This is a genomic window from Formosa sp. F44 (assembly GCF_056238645.1).
Map to the genome: position 1 here is coordinate 839923 of NZ_JBWDLJ010000002.1, position 18421 is coordinate 858343.

16 protein-coding genes are annotated in these 18421 nt (G+C 31.9%); 10 read left to right on the top strand and 6 right to left on the bottom strand.

The genetic code is table 11. The annotated features are described in order from the left end of the window. The first annotated feature begins 2 nt into the window (after positions 1-2). The 10 genes from AC0UBM_RS08680 to AC0UBM_RS08725 all read left to right on the top strand — a co-directional run bounded on the left by AC0UBM_RS08680 (position 3) and on the right by AC0UBM_RS08725 (position 11381). A complete protein-coding gene (locus AC0UBM_RS08680; protein ID WP_475688360.1) occupies positions 3-1163 on the top strand; it encodes a glycosyltransferase family 4 protein in 1161 nt (386 codons plus the stop codon). 20 nt (positions 1164-1183) lie between these two features. Further along, positions 1184-2467: a hypothetical protein gene (locus AC0UBM_RS08685; protein WP_475688361.1), complete on the top strand. Its 1284-nt coding sequence runs from the start codon at positions 1184-1186 to the stop codon at positions 2465-2467. After that, positions 2451-3446 (top strand): glycosyltransferase family 4 protein, encoded by a 996-nt coding sequence (locus AC0UBM_RS08690; protein ID WP_475688362.1) that lies wholly within the window; start codon positions 2451-2453, stop codon positions 3444-3446. Before AC0UBM_RS08685 ends, AC0UBM_RS08690 begins: the two co-directional genes overlap by 17 nt. After that, on the top strand, positions 3439-4578 hold the full coding sequence (locus AC0UBM_RS08695; protein WP_475688363.1) for a glycosyltransferase family 4 protein: 1140 nt from the start codon (positions 3439-3441) through the stop codon (positions 4576-4578). The genes AC0UBM_RS08690 and AC0UBM_RS08695 overlap by 8 nt, the downstream gene beginning before the upstream one ends. Positions 4579-4595: 17 nt before the next feature. After that, positions 4596-5543, top strand: a complete 948-nt coding sequence (locus tag AC0UBM_RS08700; RefSeq protein WP_434037656.1) for a UDP-glucuronic acid decarboxylase family protein — start codon at positions 4596-4598, stop codon at positions 5541-5543. 1 nt (position 5544) lies between these two features. Further along, positions 5545-6084, top strand: a complete 540-nt coding sequence (locus AC0UBM_RS08705; RefSeq protein ID WP_475688364.1) for a WcaF family extracellular polysaccharide biosynthesis acetyltransferase — start codon at positions 5545-5547, stop codon at positions 6082-6084. A 4-nt stretch (positions 6085-6088) separates the two neighbouring features. Next, positions 6089-6844: a glycosyltransferase family 2 protein gene (locus AC0UBM_RS08710; protein ID WP_475688365.1), complete on the top strand. Its 756-nt coding sequence runs from the start codon at positions 6089-6091 to the stop codon at positions 6842-6844. 154 nt (positions 6845-6998) lie between these two features. Further along, positions 6999-8132, top strand: coding sequence for a glycosyltransferase family 4 protein (locus tag AC0UBM_RS08715; RefSeq protein ID WP_414036226.1), 1134 nt, complete (start codon positions 6999-7001; stop codon positions 8130-8132). Between the two features lie 83 nt (positions 8133-8215). Next, positions 8216-8986: a polysaccharide biosynthesis/export family protein gene (locus AC0UBM_RS08720; protein ID WP_475688366.1), complete on the top strand. Its 771-nt coding sequence runs from the start codon at positions 8216-8218 to the stop codon at positions 8984-8986. Between the two features lie 4 nt (positions 8987-8990). After that, complete coding sequence (locus AC0UBM_RS08725) at positions 8991-11381, top strand: GumC family protein (protein ID WP_475688367.1); 2391 nt, start codon at positions 8991-8993, stop codon at positions 11379-11381. A 627-nt stretch (positions 11382-12008) separates the two neighbouring features. Here the strand turns inward: AC0UBM_RS08725 and AC0UBM_RS08730 are convergent. The 6 genes from AC0UBM_RS08730 to accD all read right to left on the bottom strand — a co-directional run bounded on the left by AC0UBM_RS08730 (position 12009) and on the right by accD (position 18348). Then, positions 12009-12578 carry a porin family protein gene (locus AC0UBM_RS08730; RefSeq protein WP_475688368.1) on the bottom strand — a complete coding sequence of 190 codons (570 nt, stop codon included), beginning with the start codon at positions 12576-12578 and terminating at the stop codon, positions 12009-12011. Between the two features lie 165 nt (positions 12579-12743). Beyond that, on the bottom strand, positions 12744-13406 hold the full coding sequence (gene rpe, locus AC0UBM_RS08735) for a ribulose-phosphate 3-epimerase (RefSeq protein ID WP_475688369.1): 663 nt from the start codon (positions 13404-13406) through the stop codon (positions 12744-12746). A gap of 134 nt (positions 13407-13540) precedes the next feature. Then, positions 13541-14404 carry a sigma-70 family RNA polymerase sigma factor gene (locus tag AC0UBM_RS08740; RefSeq protein WP_414036221.1) on the bottom strand — a complete coding sequence of 288 codons (864 nt, stop codon included), beginning with the start codon at positions 14402-14404 and terminating at the stop codon, positions 13541-13543. Positions 14405-14704: 300 nt separating this feature from the next. Next, positions 14705-16933: a polyribonucleotide nucleotidyltransferase gene (locus AC0UBM_RS08745; protein WP_414036220.1), complete on the bottom strand. Its 2229-nt coding sequence runs from the start codon at positions 16931-16933 to the stop codon at positions 14705-14707. Between the two features lie 142 nt (positions 16934-17075). Further along, entirely contained in the window at positions 17076-17345 is a 270-nt protein-coding gene (gene rpsO, locus AC0UBM_RS08750; protein ID WP_382384154.1) for a 30S ribosomal protein S15, read from the bottom strand. A gap of 145 nt (positions 17346-17490) precedes the next feature. Then, positions 17491-18348, bottom strand: coding sequence for an acetyl-CoA carboxylase, carboxyltransferase subunit beta (gene accD, locus AC0UBM_RS08755; protein ID WP_414036219.1), 858 nt, complete (start codon positions 18346-18348; stop codon positions 17491-17493). Positions 18349-18421: the final 73 nt, after the last annotated feature.

An 18421-nucleotide genomic window follows, 5' to 3' on the forward strand; every position in this document is an offset into this window, starting at 1 on the left:
AATTGAAAAAATTAGCAATAGTTACAACGCATCCCATACAATATTACGCACCATGGTTTAAATTACTTTCGGAACGTAATAAAATTGAGGTGAAAGTGTTTTACACTTGGTCGCAAGCATCAGAAGAAGTTAAAGACAAAACATTTGGTAAAACTATTAAATGGGATATTCCATTATTAGAAGGATATACTTATGAGTTTATAAATAACGTTTCCGAAGATCCTGGAACACACCATAAAAACGGAATTGATTGCCCTCAATTAAATGATAAAATTAGTACTTGGCAGCCAGATGCTATTCTAATCTTTGGATGGTATTTAAAAAGTCATTTAAGTGCTATGAAATATTTTAAAGGGAAAATTCCCGTTTGGTTTAGAGGAGATTCGACATTGTTAGATGATAGCCCGGGACTAAAGCAAGTCTTACGAAAGTATTATTTAACCTATATATATAGGTATATAGATAAAGCTTTTTACGTAGGCTCTCAGAATAAAGCTTATTTTAAATCCGTAGGATTAAAAGACAGTCAATTGGTATTGGCGCCTCATGCTATTGATAATGCTAGATTTAATGACTCTGAAACTAATAATTATGAAGCTTTAGCATTAAGTTGGCGAAACGAATTAGGATATACTCCAGATGATTTAGTAGTGTTATTTGCAGGTAAATTCGAATCTAAAAAGCAACCTGACTTTTTGTTAAATGCTGTTCAAAAAGCTAATCTAAGTAGGAAAACGCCTTTAAAGTTGTTATTAGTTGGTCATGGTCCGCTTGAAGAGGAATTAGTAACCTTGTCGGAACAAGATCCAAATATAAAAATCATACCTTTTCAAAATCAAAGTAAAATGCCTATACTGTATCGCTTAGGTAATGTGTTTTGTTTACCATCCAAAGGACCAGGAGAAACTTGGGGGTTAGCGGTAAATGAAGCTATGGCATCTTCTAGACCAGTAATAGTTAGTAATAAAGTTGGATGTGCGTCTGATGTCATACAGTCAAAGGAAAATGGTTATGTGTTCAATTATGATAACGAAAATGAGTTAATAAATATATTTAATGAAATTTTAATTTCAGAGTTAAAGATTATGGGAGAACAAGCTCAACGTAATATAGCGCAATGGAATTTTACTAAAATCGTTGAATCTTTAGAGGGCGAATTTTAATATGGAATTATATTAACTACATGGAAGGTTGGACTTTAATAGGTTGCGTATCGGTTATATATTTAGCTATTCTATTCGTGAAACGTTTGGGGAAAAGTGTGCCTATATTGGAGTTAATGACTTTGATTGCGGGATTACAATGGATCATTGGTCCCATAATAGAATATGCAAACCCTTCAAACCATTATAGATATTATATGTATGTAGATCAAGAAACTTATATGAGTTTTATTGTACCTGCATATATTTCGTTTATGATTTTTATTCTCTTAGGAATAAAAAACACACAGAATTATGCCATACCCATATATAAATTACAGTATTTTTCTAAATATGGATTATTAATTCTGGGTATTGGTGTATTGTTTGATTTAATAGGTGGATTTTTACCTGGAACTTTAGGGTTCTTTGCTTTTATATTATCTAATTTTAAATTTGCAGGTGCAATTATTTTATATTTTTCGAAAGACCCTTTGTTACGAAAAGTTTTTTATGGGACATTAGCCTACCTTTTTCTTTCTGCTCTTGCTCGAGGAATGTTTCACGATTTAATTTTATGGTTAGTATTCTTTTATATGTTTTGGGCTGTTAAAAATAAACCTTCAATACTTTTTATTTTAACAACATTTCTTATAGGAGCTTTGTCTTTGGCAACCTTGCAGTCCGTGAAATTTGCATATAGAGCTTCTCTAAATGAAGGGTACTCGGGTAACCAAGTTGAATTATTTTATAATCTAATGATTGAGTCTCTAGTTAGTGGTAGTGCTACTAGTGAGGCCGAAGAAGGAGAAACAGGAACAAATGTAAGATTAAATCAGGGTTGGATTATTAGTGCAGTTATTAATCACATACCAGCTAACCAACCTTATATAGGGGGTAAATCTATTGAAGATGCGGTTTTTGCATCAATATTACCTCGATTTTTGAATCCAAATAAAGCACAAGCTGGGGGGCGTGAAAATTTTAGAAGATTTACAGGTCTGGATTTATCGGATGGTACTTCCATGGGAATTAGTATTATTGGGGAAGCATATGGAAATTACGGCATAACAGGAGGGATTCTTTTTATGAGCGCCTGGGGATTCTTTTTAGCAAAAGTATGGACAAGACTATTTAAAATAGTATTAAATAATATAACCTTTATTGCTTTTCTACCCATTGCATTTTTACAAGTAATTAAGGCAGAAACAGAACTTCTTGTGGTTTTAAATCATTTAGTAAAATCATTAATCGTTATATTTTTATTCTTTTGGTATGCAAAAAATTATATGAATTGGAATTTTTCGAATGGAACTAAAGGTTAATTATATATTTAGAAAGCGTTTGTCACAATACAACAGTATTGAAGAGCTGTTTGGTGCAATTCAGGATAAACTTAAAGATAGGATAGAGATAGATACTCAAGAACTCAAGTTATCTGGAGGCAGTCCAGTTGTAATTTTAAAAAATATTTTAAGTTTTAAAAAGAAGTCGCCTTCTCATATAAATCATATTACTGGAGACGTAAATTATATGGCGTTAGTTACAGGAAAAAAATCGGTGTTAACTATTCATGATATTGGTTCTATTTTAAAAGGGAATGTTTTAAAACGATTCTATCTTAAGCTAATTTGGTTTACTTTGCCCGCTATAATCGTTAATAAAATTACAGTGATTTCTGAATTTACTAAGGCAGAACTATGTAAAGTTATTCCCTTCGCTTCAAAGAAAATAGAGGTTGTTTATAATCCAGTGCATTCAGAATTAAGGTATTGTCCAAAAGATAATGAAACTGTTTGTCCAAATATTTTATTGATTGGAACTAAGCCTAATAAAAATATTGAACGTACTTTTGAGGCTTTAAACGGAATACCATGTAAATTAACGATTATAGGAAAATTAACAGAAGATCAATTGAGACTTCTAGAACTGTATAAGTTAGAATATAAATCTATGTTTCAAATACCTTATGCTGATATTGTTCAAGCGTATAAGAACTGTGATTTAGTTTTGTTTGCATCAACTTATGAAGGTTTTGGAATGCCTATTATTGAAGCCCAAGCGATTGGTAGACCTGTTATTACGTCTAATATAGGAGCCATGAAAGAAGTTGCAGGAGATACTGCGTATTTAGTAAACCCTTATAATGTTGAAGAAATTAGAAAGGCTGTGTTAGCGATTACTTCTAATGTAGAGATGCAAAATGAATTAATAAATAAAGGGCAAATAAACGTTGAGAGATTTCATATTGATAAGATTGCAGAAGATTATTTAACTATTTATAAGGACATTATTAATGCCTAAAAAAGAAAAAATATTAATTTTTATAGATTGGTTTTTACCGGGATACAAAGCTGGGGGACCAATTCAATCTGTAAATAATATAGTGTTTCATCTTCATGATGAATTTGATATATCTATAGTAACTTCAAATAAAGATTTAGGAGAATCTGTTCCTTACGACAATATAGAATTTAATACTTGGCAAGTAAAAGCAAATTATAAAGTGATTTATTTAGATGAAAACCATCAGAATAGCGCACTATATAAAAGGTTGATTAAAGAGGAACATTTCGATTATGTGTATTACAATTCGTTATTCTCTATTAAGTTTACCTTGCTTCCATTATGGACATTTAAAAAAACGGTTTTAAAGCAGGTTTTAGCACCTCGAGGTATGGTAGGTAAAGGGGCTTTAGCCATAAAACCCTTGAAAAAGAAACTATTTATTTCTTTATTTAAGTTTAATGGCTTGCATAAAAAAGTAGTATGGCACGCTACCTCCAGTTTGGAAAAAGAAGAAATCGAGACGCAGTTCGGACATGAATTAGATATTCGTATTGCACCAAATTTATCTTCAAAAATGGGTGAGTATCAGGAAAAAGAAAAAAGTAAAAAATGTTTAAATGTGTTTTTTCTTTCTAGAATAGCACTTAAGAAAAATTTATTAAAGTCTTTAGAATATCTATCTCATACAAGTTCAGAGCATACTATTAATTTTACTATAATCGGTCCGATTGATGAATCTGAATACTGGACGGCTTGTGAAAATTACATTAAGACATTACCTAGTCATATAATAGTAAATTATTTAGGGGCAGTTCCAAATTATAAATTAAGGGACGTTTTAAAGGCACAACATGTTTTACTATTACCAACTATGCACGAAAATTTCGGACACGTAATTATGGAATCGTGGCAAAATGGTTGTCCTGTAATTATTTCCGATCAAACCCCTTGGATCAATATAAAAGAACAGAAAACGGGGGTTGCTATTCCATTGTCGGATGCATCTGAATATGTAAAGGTGATAGATTCCTTCTCAGACATGGATCAAGATACATTTAATATATGGTCTAAATCGGCATATGATTTTGCAAAATCATTTACCCAAAAGCCACAACTTATTATAAATACTAAAAAATTATTTAATTAGAAACACATTATTTAAAGATGAAAAGAATTTTAATTACTGGAGGAGCAGGTTTTGTAGGATCACATTTATGTGAACGCTTATTAAACGAAGGCAATGAAGTTATTTGTTTGGATAATTATTTTACGGGAAGTAAAAAAAATATTGAACATTTAATGGATCACAATTATTTCGAATTAGTGAGACACGATGTTACGCAACCTTATATGATTGAGGTCGATGAAATTTATAACATGGCATGTCCAGCCTCACCAGTACATTACCAATACAATCCTATTAAAACAATAAAAACTTCTGTTATGGGAGCCATTAATATGTTAGGATTGGCGAAACGTGTAAACGCTAAGATTTTACAAGCTTCTACAAGTGAAGTGTATGGAGATCCAGCAGTACATCCACAACCAGAAACGTATTGGGGAAATGTAAATCCAATTGGATTACGTTCTTGTTACGATGAAGGAAAACGTTGTGCCGAAACCTTGTTTATGGATTACCATTTACAAAATGAAGTTGCCGTTAAGATTATTAGAATTTTTAATACTTATGGTCCAAATATGAATCCTAATGATGGGCGTGTAGTTTCTAACTTTATTGTTCAGGCATTAAAAGGAGAGGATATTACAATGTTTGGAGATGGTTCGCAAACACGATCTTTTCAGTATGTAGATGACTTGGTGGAAGGAACAATTAGAATGATGAATAGTCGTGATGGTTTTATGGGACCAGTAAACATTGGTAATCCAGTTGAGTTTACAATGATGGAATTGGCAAGTAAAGTTATCGAAATGACAAATTCTACGTCTAAAATTATTCACTTACCATTACCTCAAGACGATCCGTTACAACGTAAACCTGTAATCGATTTAGCTAAAAAAGAATTAAATGGTTGGGAACCAAAGATTCATTTAGAAGAAGGTTTAGTGAAGACAATTAGTTACTTCGATAATTTACTTAAAGCAGAACAATAATTTGAAGACGGATTTATCAAATTATAATAATAACTGGTATCAACCGGGAGGGAAACTTAAAATCCTGCTCTGGTATTTTATTAATGTGTTGTTTTTTATAAATCCATTAAATCCTGTTTCTAGTTTAAAAGTGTTTCTTTTAAAATGTTTTGGAGCTAGAATAGGAACCGGAGTCGTTATAAAACCAGGGGTGAATATAAAATATCCATGGTTATTAACTATTGGCGATTATTCATGGATAGGAGAGAAGGTTTGGATTGATAATCTAGCACAAGTGACTATAGGTAAACACGCTTGTATTTCTCAAGAAGCCATGTTGTTATGTGGAAATCATAACTATAAAAAATCGACTTTCGATTTAATGGTTGGAGAAATTATAATTGAAGATGGTGCCTGGGTAGGTGCAAAATCGGTGGTTTGTCCTAATGTGAAAATTGAATCTCATGCTATTTTAACAGTGAATTCGGTTGCCACTAAGACATTAGAAGCTTATTATATTTATCAGGGAAATCCAGCAAAACAAATACGTAAAAGAGAATAGATTAATGAAAGTTTCGATTATCACGGCTACATATAATAGTGAAAAAACTATAGAAGATTGTTTGCAATCTGTCTTAACTCAAGATTATAATAATATTGAATATATTATTATCGATGGAGCATCTAAAGACAATACCTTAAGCATAATTGAAAAGGCGAAGCTTAAGCATGAAAATATAATTAGTGTATCAGAACCGGATAAAGGTATATATGATGCATTGAATAAAGGAATAAAGAAAGCTACAGGGGATATTGTTGGTTTTTTACATTCTGATGATTTTTTTTCTACGAATGCGACTATTAGTCATATTGTTGAGGCGTTTAATTCTAATAAGGTAGATGGCGTTTATGGTGATTTACACTATATAAACGCAACCAATTCAGAAAAGATTGTTCGCAACTGGACAAGTAAGCCATTTTCAGATAAATTACTAAAGCAAGGTTGGATGCCAGCGCATCCAACGTTGTTTTTAAAGAAAGCGGTCTATGAAAAGCATGGGGTATTTAATATTGCCTTTAAAATCGCTGCAGATTACGATTTAATGTTAAGGATCTTTAAAGACACAACATTACAATTCAATTATTTGCCAGAAGTAATTACTAAAATGCGTGTTGGAGGTGCAAGTAATAGAAGTTTAAAGAATATTTGGTTAAAGACTCGGGAGGATTATATGGCCGTAAAAGGAAATAATATCAGTAGCCCAGCCTTAGTTATTTGTTCAAAAAACTTATCTAAAATTCCTCAGTTATTTAAAAAGTAAAAACTATTTTTACAACATTAACAGATATAAGCATTTGTATTAAACCGAGTTCTTGAATCCATTTGCGTTACTTTATTTTTTAGTAATGTGATTATTTCATAACTATGTAATTGTTTATATTTTTATAATACATACTGACCCAAAATCGCTATTAATGAATTTAATCAACCAAATCATTCAAAATGGAAACGGAACAACCCTGTTGTTTTTTCCTTTTCTTCTAGCTTTAGTTACTGCTTTTTTAGCTTTTCCTACAATTATTTTTATTGCCCATGCAAAGCAATTGGTAGATGTTCCGGATAAACGAAGTGTGCACTCCAAAACAGTTCCGACCTTAGGAGGTATTGGAATTTTCTTTGCCGTTGCCATTGTATTAACTTTATGTGGTGCATTTTTAGATGCAAAATTATTAATGCCAATAGTTGGAGCGTTAATAATTCTATTCTTTTTAGGAGTGAAGGATGATATTTTAATTCTTTCACCTAAGAAAAAAATGTTAGGGCAAATCATCGCTGCACTTATGGTTATTTTAATAACCGATATTAGAATTACAACTTTTTCTGGTATTCTGGGCCTTGAAGATTTACCGTATTTTATCTCTATAGGATTTACTTTATTTGTTTTTATTCTAATAATAAACGCATATAACTTAATAGATGGTTTAGATGGTTTAGCTGGTTCCGTAGGATTATTAGTTTCGATGTTTTATGGATTCTTGTTTTTTAATATGCAAGAAATGTCTTTAACAGTGGTGTCTTTAGCTCTAGTAGGCGCCTTAATTCCTTTTTTATATTTTAATTTTTCTAAGGTTAGAAAAATATTTATGGGAGATACAGGATCCATGGTTGTTGGTTTTTTACTCGCATTTCAATCGGTTGCCTTTATTAGTATTAACCAATTAAATCCGATGGCACAATTTCATTTAAATGCACCAATAATTGTTCTGGCAATATTATTTTTTCCTCTTTTGGATACACTTCGAATTTTTTATGTGCGTGTTGTTATTCTTAAAAAACATCCGTTTAGTCCCGATAAAAATCACATACATCACCATATGTTACAACTGGGTTTAAAGCATTGGCAGGTCACTTTAGTGATTTCAATAGCTTCCACATCTGTGTTAATTGGTGCCTTATTAGCGCAAGGACTTAATGTTAATTTTCAATTATTAATTGTTATTTTAGCAGGTCTTCTCATGTTTTCTTTGCCGTTTTTTATAAATTATAGTGTGTTTAAACAACGCATTAAAATGAATAAATTTTTAAAGAAATTACACCTAATTAATTAATAAAAGGTAAATTAAAACCTTTAGGAACACAATCGGAGTTCTTTATATTCGGCTTATATTTGTAAATTAAAAAAATATATTTAATGAAGTTATTTAGATTATTGGGGTTAATCTCCTTTCTTGTGATATTGAATTCTTGTTCTACAAAGAAAGAGATATTGTATTTTCAGGATTACGAGAATATTCCTAAAGATGTTATTAATTTTTCGCCTCAAGTTCAAATTAATGATATTCTATCTATTAATGTAAATTCATTAATTCCTGAAGCAGCAATTCCATATAACAGAAATATCTCTAGCCAAGGAGGTGCTGGTTCTCAAGAAGCGAGACCTTTAAAGTCAATAGGGTATTTAGTTTCAAGCGATGGAACCATTACTTTTCCTATTTTAGGTAGTATAACTGCAACTGGTAAAACTACTAAGGAATTAGAATCTGATATCACTAAAATTTTAGTGAATGAGGGGCATTTAAAAAATCCAACAGTTATTGTAAGTGTTATTAATGCAAAAATAACCGTGCTGGGTGAAGTTGGTAGCCCTGGAACAATCACTTTTGAGGAAGAAACTGTTACTTTACCACAAGCTATTGGTATGGCGGGTGATTTAACAATCAACGGAGTTCGTGAGGATATCCTTATAATAAGAGAAGTGGATGGTGTAAGAACCGTTGGTCATGTGGATATGACAAAAACCGATTGGTTTACAAGTGAATTTTATAATTTGAGACAGAATGATATAATACTCGTTAATCCAAATGGTCCGGCTGTTAAACAAGCTGGTTATATTACAAATATAACAGGGGTATTTGGTGTAGTTTCTTTTATTCTTACCCTTGTATTATTAATTAAGAGCTAAACTAATGAGTGAAGAATTTTTAGATGATAATACCGAAAATAATGCTTCTGGTATTAATATAAAAGATGAGATTTTAAAATATTTACATTATTGGAAATGGTTTTTCTTTTCCGTTAGTGTAGCGATATTAGCCGTATTCTTATATTTAAGATATACTCCTGAAACTTATGTTTCTTATGCGAAAATTAAAATTCTAGATGAATCTAAAGGGCTTGAGTTGTCTACTCAAGGTGGTGGTTTATTTAGAGATTCTAAAAATTTAGATAATGAAATAGCTATTATCAAGTCTAACCGTTTACTAGAAAAGGTAGTAGATAGTTTAGATCTTCATATTCGATATTTTGTAAAAGGTCAGTTCACAGAGAAGGAGTTGTGGAATGGTCCTTTAAAACTTATATATTTAAAACCTAATAATCAAATTCCATATCTAACATTTAATATTGAAATTACGGAGGATGGTTTAATTGTTAGTAAAGAGGGGAGTGAGGATATTATGTTCACTGTAGAGGGGTATTCTTTAAACTCACCAAAACCAGATTTTCCATTTTTGATTCAATCGCAATCATGGATAAAAAATTATATTGGTTTATCGTATAAAGTCACTATAAAACCTTTATCCGCAGAAGCAGGAAGGCTCTCTAATTCTATTTCTGTGAGTAAGTCGGGATCTACTGATATTTTAGTTTTGTCTATGGTTGGAGAAAATAGAAAAAGGTCGGAAGATGCTTTGAATAAGATTGTAGAACAATTTAATTTTGATGGTGTAACAGATAGACAGCTAGTTTTTCAACGTACAATCGATTTTGTTAATGAACGATTTATGTATCTTGCTAATGAACTAGATTCCATAGAAGTTAATAAGAAAGAATTTCAACAGGATAATAACTTAGTTTCTTTTTCTTCCGATGCGTCTTATAGCATGTCTAAGCGAACAAATTCTGAAAATGCAGTTCTGGAAATAGAAAATCAACTTGCTTTATCTAAATTACTTAAAAGCCCTTTATCAAATGATGATCTGGGTACTTTAATGCCAGAAAATGTAGGACTTGAAAGTGCTAGTACGAATGGTATTATTTCTAAATATAATAGTATTGTATTGGAGAGAGAAGGTTTAATTTCTAGTGCCGGGGAAAATAATCCCATGGTTGTTGCTCTAGATAAGAAACTTATGGATGTTAGAGGAAATTTAAAAAGTTCTCTTGATGCATATTACGAACAATTAAATTTGTCTTTAAACCGATTGGTTAATGAGGAAAATTCTGCTATAGAATTAGTGAGAAAAATGCCTCAAAAAGAAAAGATATTAAGATCAATTGAACGTCAGCAAAATATAAAAGAAAATTTATACTTATTATTTATGCAGAGAAGAGAGGAAGCAGCTATTAATCTAGCGATTACGTCTCCGTCTGTTAAAGTGGTTGAGTATGCAGCTAGTTCTGGTTTACCCGTAAGTCCCGATTCGAAGGGAATGTATATTAAAGGATTGTTAGTGGGATTACTTGTTCCTTTTGGAATTTTATTTCTAATCTTTAAATCAGATAATAAGATTCACGATAAATCTGATATTTTAAAATTTACTAGAAAGATTCCTATTATTGGAGAAATACCAGAAGTAAAGTCTGAAGATAAGTTATTTCAAAATCCACATGATCGAACAATACTAGCGGAGTCATTTAGAATACTAAGTACCAATTTAAAATATATCTTAAAACCTAAAGAAGGAAAATCGGGTAGCGTAATATATGTGACTTCTACTATAAAGGGAGAAGGAAAAACATTTGTTTCTGTTAATTTAGCTTTGGCGTTTTCAAGTATTAATAAAAAGGTTTTATTAATTGGAGCAGACTTAAGAAATCCGAAAATTACAATATCTGAAGGTGATAAAAAAGCTAAAGGTTTATCCGATTTTCTTTTTCAATCATCAGCTAATTGGAAAGATTATTTGCAGAAAAGTAAATTTGATAACAATTTTTTAGATATTTTAACTGCCGGAAATATTCCGCCCAATCCATCTGAATTATTATCTAATGCGCGATTAGAGCTACTTTTGGAGGATGCAACGCAGATTTATGATTATATTATTGTTGATACGGCCCCTATAATACTCGTCACGGATACCTTGTTAATTTCTCAATATGCGGATGCTAGTGTTTATGTTACACGTGCAGGATTTACCGATAAAAAATTGTTAGGATTTTCACGTGAATTGTATACCGATAAAAAACTTAATAACATGGTTTATGTTGTTAATAATATTAGTGATTCTAAAACAACTAAAGGTTATGGATATAATTATGGATACGGATATGGGTATAATAATAATGAAATATCTTTAAAAAAGTATACTTGGAGTTGGTTTAAAAACTCTATTAAAGATTCAATTAGAAAATTTTAAGTACAGTATTTTACCTTATAATTTAAAAACTCAGGTTATATATCTGAGTTTTTTTATGCGCTAAAAATTTATATTATCATAGTTCTATGAGTATATAAAACGTATTGTTGCTTTTATCTGTTTAGCAAGTTTGTATTGAACTTTATTTGGATAACGAATTAGATATCTGTAATACAGAAAGATAAATTAACTAAAAGGATGGATCTTCAAATTTACCGTACCAATAAGTTAAATAGAGTAGTTTAATGTTATAAAAAGCGCTGTGTTTTGATTTTTAGATGAAGTGTGATGTTATTTAGAAGTGGCTTTAATATGATGCCTAAAATTGGCTTTAAATACACGAAAATTGATTTCAATCTTAAGAGTTTATAAGCATCAAAGTTTTAATAATTTACTACTCGCATTTCACTAATTGGGTTTAAGATTGGACATTTTGTAATTAATGTGCTTTAATCTTGTAATCTACATTTAAGAGCTTGATACTATACTAATCTTTACCTGAAAAACAGCGATAAATTATGAATAATACCATTTAAAAATCTCATATATCATTCATGTCATTTAATTTCAAAAAAAAAGTAGAACAAATTATTTGTTCTACTTTTTTTTATAATCTTATTATGTTTATTAAAACCTGTACAATAATTCTAAACTATGAATGAAATTATTGTTTGCGTATACTTTGTCATTGTCAAAAGCAAATTTTGCTAAACTTTGAAGTCTTAATCCCCATACTGGAGAAAACCAATATCTAAAACCTAGAGTAACGTTTCCTGAACCATTAGATTCATCAGCAACATTAAAGTACCCAGCACCTAAACCGACGTAAGCATCTATGTTTTCATTTTCAGCAATATATTCATCAAAATAAAATTTTGCATTAACATCGAAAGAAAAGTATGTTCCTCCTTCAATTACTCCTCTTCCGCCATGTGCACCATCTTCATAAACTTCGTCAACACTGTTAAAACTTAACATTGGGCTTATAGTGAAATCTTCATCAAATCTATATTCGGCACCCAAAGTAAACGGATTATTAAAACTCCACTTTTCAGTACCTTGTAATGGATCTTGAAAAGCACTATTGTCTAAAACATTAATACCAGCACTAAATACCCACGTTTCACGACCTCTAAATTGGCTGTAGGCTAATGTGCTAAACATTAGAAAAAAAAGTATAATAGTAGTTTTTTTCATAATTAAAATTTTTATTAAAAATAATATTTAATTGTTTATAATTGGGGTTATTTTATTATTTATTGATAATTGACGTATTTTTTATTTTAAATACAATTAAATAAATCTAGAGCTAACATAATCAAAATTTATTAGTCACTTAAGTGTCAATTCGTTAATTAAATATTAAGAATTAATAGCACTTTTTAAATTGGAGATCGTTTTTAGTTGATCTGTGCTTTTAAAAACATAACTTCCTGCTACTAAAACATCTGCACCACATTCAATTAAAGCTTCTGCATTCTTATCTGTAACACCACCATCTATTTCTATTAGCGTTGTAGCTCCTTTTTGCTCTATAAGTTTCTTTAATTGTTTTACTTTATTGTAAGTGTTTTCAATAAAACTCTGACCTCCAAAACCAGGATTTACACTCATTATTAAAACAACATCAATATCATTAATTATATCTTCTAATACCTTAATGTTTGTGTGCGGATTTAAGGCAACACCAGCCTTCATGCCTTCAGCTTTTATGGCTTGAATTGTGCGATGAAGATGTGTACAAGCTTCATAGTGTACAGTAAGAATATCACTACCTAACTCTGCAAAAGTTTTAATATATCGGTCTGGATCCACTATCATTAAATGGACATCGATAGTTTTTGTGGCATGTTGAGATATGGCTTTAAGAACAGGCATTCCGTAAGAAATATTAGGAACAAAAACGCCATCCATTATATCGATATGAAACCAGTCTGCTTCACTATTATTAACCATTTCAACATCGCGTTGGAGGTTGCCAAAATCGGCGGCTAAAATAGAGGGAGCAATTAATTTTGAAGTCATTATACTAAGATTTTTGGCAAATGTAATATAAAAAAATGAACCTTCGGTAATCAGCCGAAGGTTCTTTCATCAATCAAAAAACGAACAGTTTTTATACTCTTTAAGAGCATTAACCGTTTGTTACTTTCTTTAGGTTATCCTAAATATGTTTTTAATATTTTGCTACGAGACGTGTGTTTCAATCTACGTATTGCTTTTTCTTTTATTTGTCTTACACGTTCGCGTGTTAAATCGAATGTTTCACCAATTTCCTCTAGCGTCATTGGGTGCTGATTTGCTAATCCGAAATATAAACGAATAACGTCTGCTTCACGTGGTGTTAACGTCTCTAACGCACGTTCTATTTCTGTACGTAAAGATTCATGTAACAGTTCGCGATCTGGATTAGGCGATTCCCCACTATTTAATACATCGTATAAGTTTGAATCTTCTCCTTGTACAAGAGGTGCATCCATACTGACGTGACGGCCAGAATTTTTTAAAGACTCCTTAACATCGTTAATGGTCATATCTAATTCTTTGGCAATTTCCTCAGGACTTGGCGGACGTTCATGAGATTGTTCTAAAAAAGCAAAAGTCTTATTGATTTTGTTAATAGATCCAATCTTGTTTAATGGCAAACGTACAATTCTTGACTGTTCTGCTAATGCTTGTAAGATAGACTGACGAATCCACCATACAGCATAAGATATAAATTTGAACCCACGTGTTTCATCAAAACGTTGTCCTGCTTTTATCAATCCTAAGTTACCTTCGTTAATTAAATCAGGTAATGTTAGTCCTTGATTTTGATATTGCTTTGCTACCGAAACCACAAAACGTAGGTTAGCCTTTGTTAACTTTTCTAAAGCTACTTGATCTCCTGCTTTAATACGTTGTGCTAATTCTACTTCTTCGTCTGCGGTAATTAAGTCAACTTTTCCAATTTCTTGAAGATATTTATCTAGCGAAGCTGTTTCTCTGTTTGTAACCTGCTTCGTAATTTTAAGTTGTCTCATGTAAAGTTCTCCTGTAAATTAAGTGAATACTCCTTTGTCTTTAGTTATACGTAAGGTTTATTATAAATGTTACAAAAGTTTTGAATTATTTTATTGGGATGTAAGGTTTTTTATAAACTAAACTTGTTTCAACTAAAATGATCCTTTTAATTTCTCTAATTATTTTAAATTAAAAAGCATGAAATTAATATGTTGATTCTGAGATTTCAAATATGTCTGATACTAGATGTTTCTAAATGAAAAAAGCCAACCCTGTACGAACAAGGTTGGCTTTTTGGTATGATATGAAAAAATCTAAAATTAATCGTCTTTTCTTTCTCTAGGTTTTCTATCGTCACGTCTGTTGTCACGACCTCTATTATCTCTAGGTTTTCTATCGTCACGATCGCGTGGTGGTCTTGCTACATAACCTTCTGGTTTTGGCAAAATCGCTTTACGAGATACTTTTTCTTTACGTGTTTTAGGGTCTGTTCCGAAATATTTTACATCGAATACATCTCCCATATTAACAACATCAGAAACATTCTCTGTACGTTCCCAAGCTAACTCACTTACGTGTAATAAAACTTCGTTCCCTGGTGCTTCTGTATACTCTACAACAGCTCCAAAGTCTAACATTTTAATTACTTTAACTTCGTAAACGCTACCCACTGTTGGTTTAAATAATAAAGCGTCTATTTTTGCTAATACAGCATTAATACCTTCACTACCTACACCTAAAATTTCAACAATACCTTCTTCAGTTACTGGATCTTCGTTAATAACGATAGTCGTCTCAGTTTCTTTCTGCATTTCTTGAATTACTTTTCCTCCAGGTCCAATTAAAGCACCAATAAATTCGTTAGGAACGCGACGCGTAACCATTGTAGGTGCATGTTCTTTAACACTTTCGTTTGGAGTAGCAATAGTATCTGTAATTTTACCTAAGATATGTAAACGACCTTCACGAGCTTGTTTTAGTGCATTTACTAAAATTTCGTAAGACAATCCTTTAATTTTAATATCCATTTGGCAAGCTGTAATACCTTCAGTAGTACCTGTTACTTTAAAGTCCATATCACCTAAGTGATCTTCGTCTCCTAAAATATCAGATAATACTGCGTAACGGTCGCCATCAGAAATTAACCCCATAGCGATACCAGAAACAGGTCTTGTCATTTTAACACCAGCATCCATCATTGCCATTGTTCCAGCACAAACGGTTGCCATAGAAGAAGAACCATTAGATTCTAATACCTCAGATACTACACGTACTGTGTAAGGGCAATCTGCAGGAATCATTCCTTTTAATGCACGTTGTGCTAAGTTACCATGACCAACTTCTCTACGAGATGTTCCTCTTAATGGTCTAGCTTCACCTGTACAGAAAGGAGGGAAGTTATAATGTAAATAGAAATTTTCTTCGCCTTCGTAAGATGGCATATCTATTTTGTTAGAGTCTCTAGATGTTCCTAAAGTAACAGTTGCTAAAGCCTGAGTTTCTCCACGAGAAAAGATTGCAGAACCGTGAGTTGAAGGTAAATAATCTACCTCACACCAAATTGGTCTTATTTCGTCAGTCTTTCTTCCGTCTAAACGTAAGCCTTCGCTTAATGTTAATTCACGAACAGCTTCTTTTTCTGCTTTACTATAATAACCGCTAACAAGATGGCCAAATTCTGCCATTTCTTCTTCAGTGAAAGACGCTTTAACTTCTTCCTTAACTTCTGCAAATGCATTAGTACGCTCTACTTTAGACGTTCCTTGTTTTGCAATAGCGTAACATTTATCGTATGCTAAATCGTGTATTCTTTTTTCTAATTCTTCGTTAACTTCTGCAGGAGTATATTCGCGAGTTTCTTTTTTACCAAAAGCTTCTGCTAAACGTACTTGAGCATCAATTTGAACTTTAATTGCTTCATGAGCAAATTTGATAGCATCTGCCATCTCTTCCTCAGAAATTTCATCCATTTCACCTTCAACCATCATAACAGAATCGTAAGATGCTCCAATCATCATTTCGATGTCAGATTCTTCTAATTGTGCACGGGTTGGGTTAATAACAAATTCTCCATTAATACGACCAACTCTAGCTTCTGAGATTGGACATTCGAAAGGGAAATCTGATAATTGGATGGCTGCCGAAGCGGCTAAACCAGCCATAGCTTCTGGCATAACATTTTCGTCATGAGACATTAACTGAATCATAACTTGTGTTTCTGCGTGATAATCTTTTGGGAATAACGGACGTAAAACACGGTCTACTAAACGCATAGTTAATACTTCACCGTCACTTGGTCTTGCTTCTCTCTTGAAAAAACCACCTGGATAACGACCAGCAGCAGCAAATTTTTCACGATAATCTACCGTTAATGGTAAAAAGTCGACATCTGCTTGCTTGTAATTTGAAACAACCGTACATAATAACATACACTTTCCAGATTGTACAACAACGGATCCATGAGCTTGTTTAGCTAATTTTCCGGTTTCGATGGTAATTTCTCTTCCATCACCAAGGTCTATAACCTCTTTAAAAACTTTTGGAATCATAAATTTTTTTATTCTAATTAAACAATGGTCGTTGTGTTGTAGTTGTTGTGTGGGTGACCAATGAAAAACTAAGTAATAGCTTTTTATCTTATCTCTTACGAGACGTGTAAACTAAAAAAAGAGGCATAAAGCCTCTCTTTTCTTATTTTCTTAATCCTAATTCTTTAACAATGGCACGATATCTTAAGACATCTTTCTTTGTTAAATAATCTAGTAAGCTTCTTCTCTTACCTACTAACATTACTAAAGAACGCTCAGTATTATAATCTTTACGATTCTTTTTTAAGTGTTCTGTTAAGTGATTAATTCTTTGTGTAAACAAAGCAATTTGCCCTTCAGCTGAACCAGTATCGTTTTTCCCTTTACCGTGTTTAGCAAACATTTCTTGCTTTTCTTCTTTTGATAAATACATTCTAATATTATTGTAAATGATTGTTATGTACACGAAAGCGTATCTTTCGCGCTGCAAATATAACAATATTATATAATTTAATACTGTATTTGTGATCTTTTATGAAGATGATAAAAAAAGAAACAAACTGCTCGCTTTCTAATTACTAAGCTCTTATAGGCTGATTTGTAATTAAATCGATGTATAAGTTCACTTTGTTTTTTAATTCTTTACGGTGTGTAATAAAGTCTAAGAACCCATGTTCTAACAAGAATTCTGCAGTTTGAAAACCTTCAGGAAGTTCTTTCCCTGTAGTATCTCTTACAATTCTTGGACCTGCAAAACCAATTAATGCTCCAGGTTCGCTAATGTTTATATCTCCTAGCATGGCAAAAGAAGCTGTTGTACCTCCTGTTGTAGGATCTGTACATAAAGAGATGTAAGGAATTCCTGCATCGGCCAATTGAGCTAGTTTTACAGATGTTTTTGCTAATTGCATTAAAGATAATGCGGCTTCCATCATACGTGCTCCTCCAGATTTTGAAATAATCATTAAAGGAATCTTGTTTTTAATAGAGTAATTAGCGGCGCGTGCAATTTTTTCTCCAACTACACTTCCCATAGAACCTCCAATAAAGCTGAAGTCCATACAGGCAATAACTATATCTTTACCTTTAGACTTACCAACACCAGTTCTAACAGCATCTTTAAGATTTGTTTTGTCTTGTGCGGCTTTTAAACGGTCTGGGTATTTTTTTGTGTCCTCGAATTTAAGAGGATCCTTAGATGTAAGATTTGCATCTAATTCTTTAAAGGTATTGTCGTCGAAAAGTATTTCGAAGTATTCTTTACTTCCTATTCTAACATGATATCCATCTTCTGGACTCACATAAAAATTCTCTTCTAATTCGTCGGTATCTACAATTTTACCTGTTGGAGATTTGTACCAGAGCCCTTTAGGGATGTCCTTTTTCTCGTTGGTGGTGGTAGTAATACCTTTTGTTTTTCTTTTAAACCAAGACATATTGATTTTATTTTATTTATCCGGAAGATATATACCTCCGAATTGTTTTGTTTAGCGTTAATCTAAAAGACAT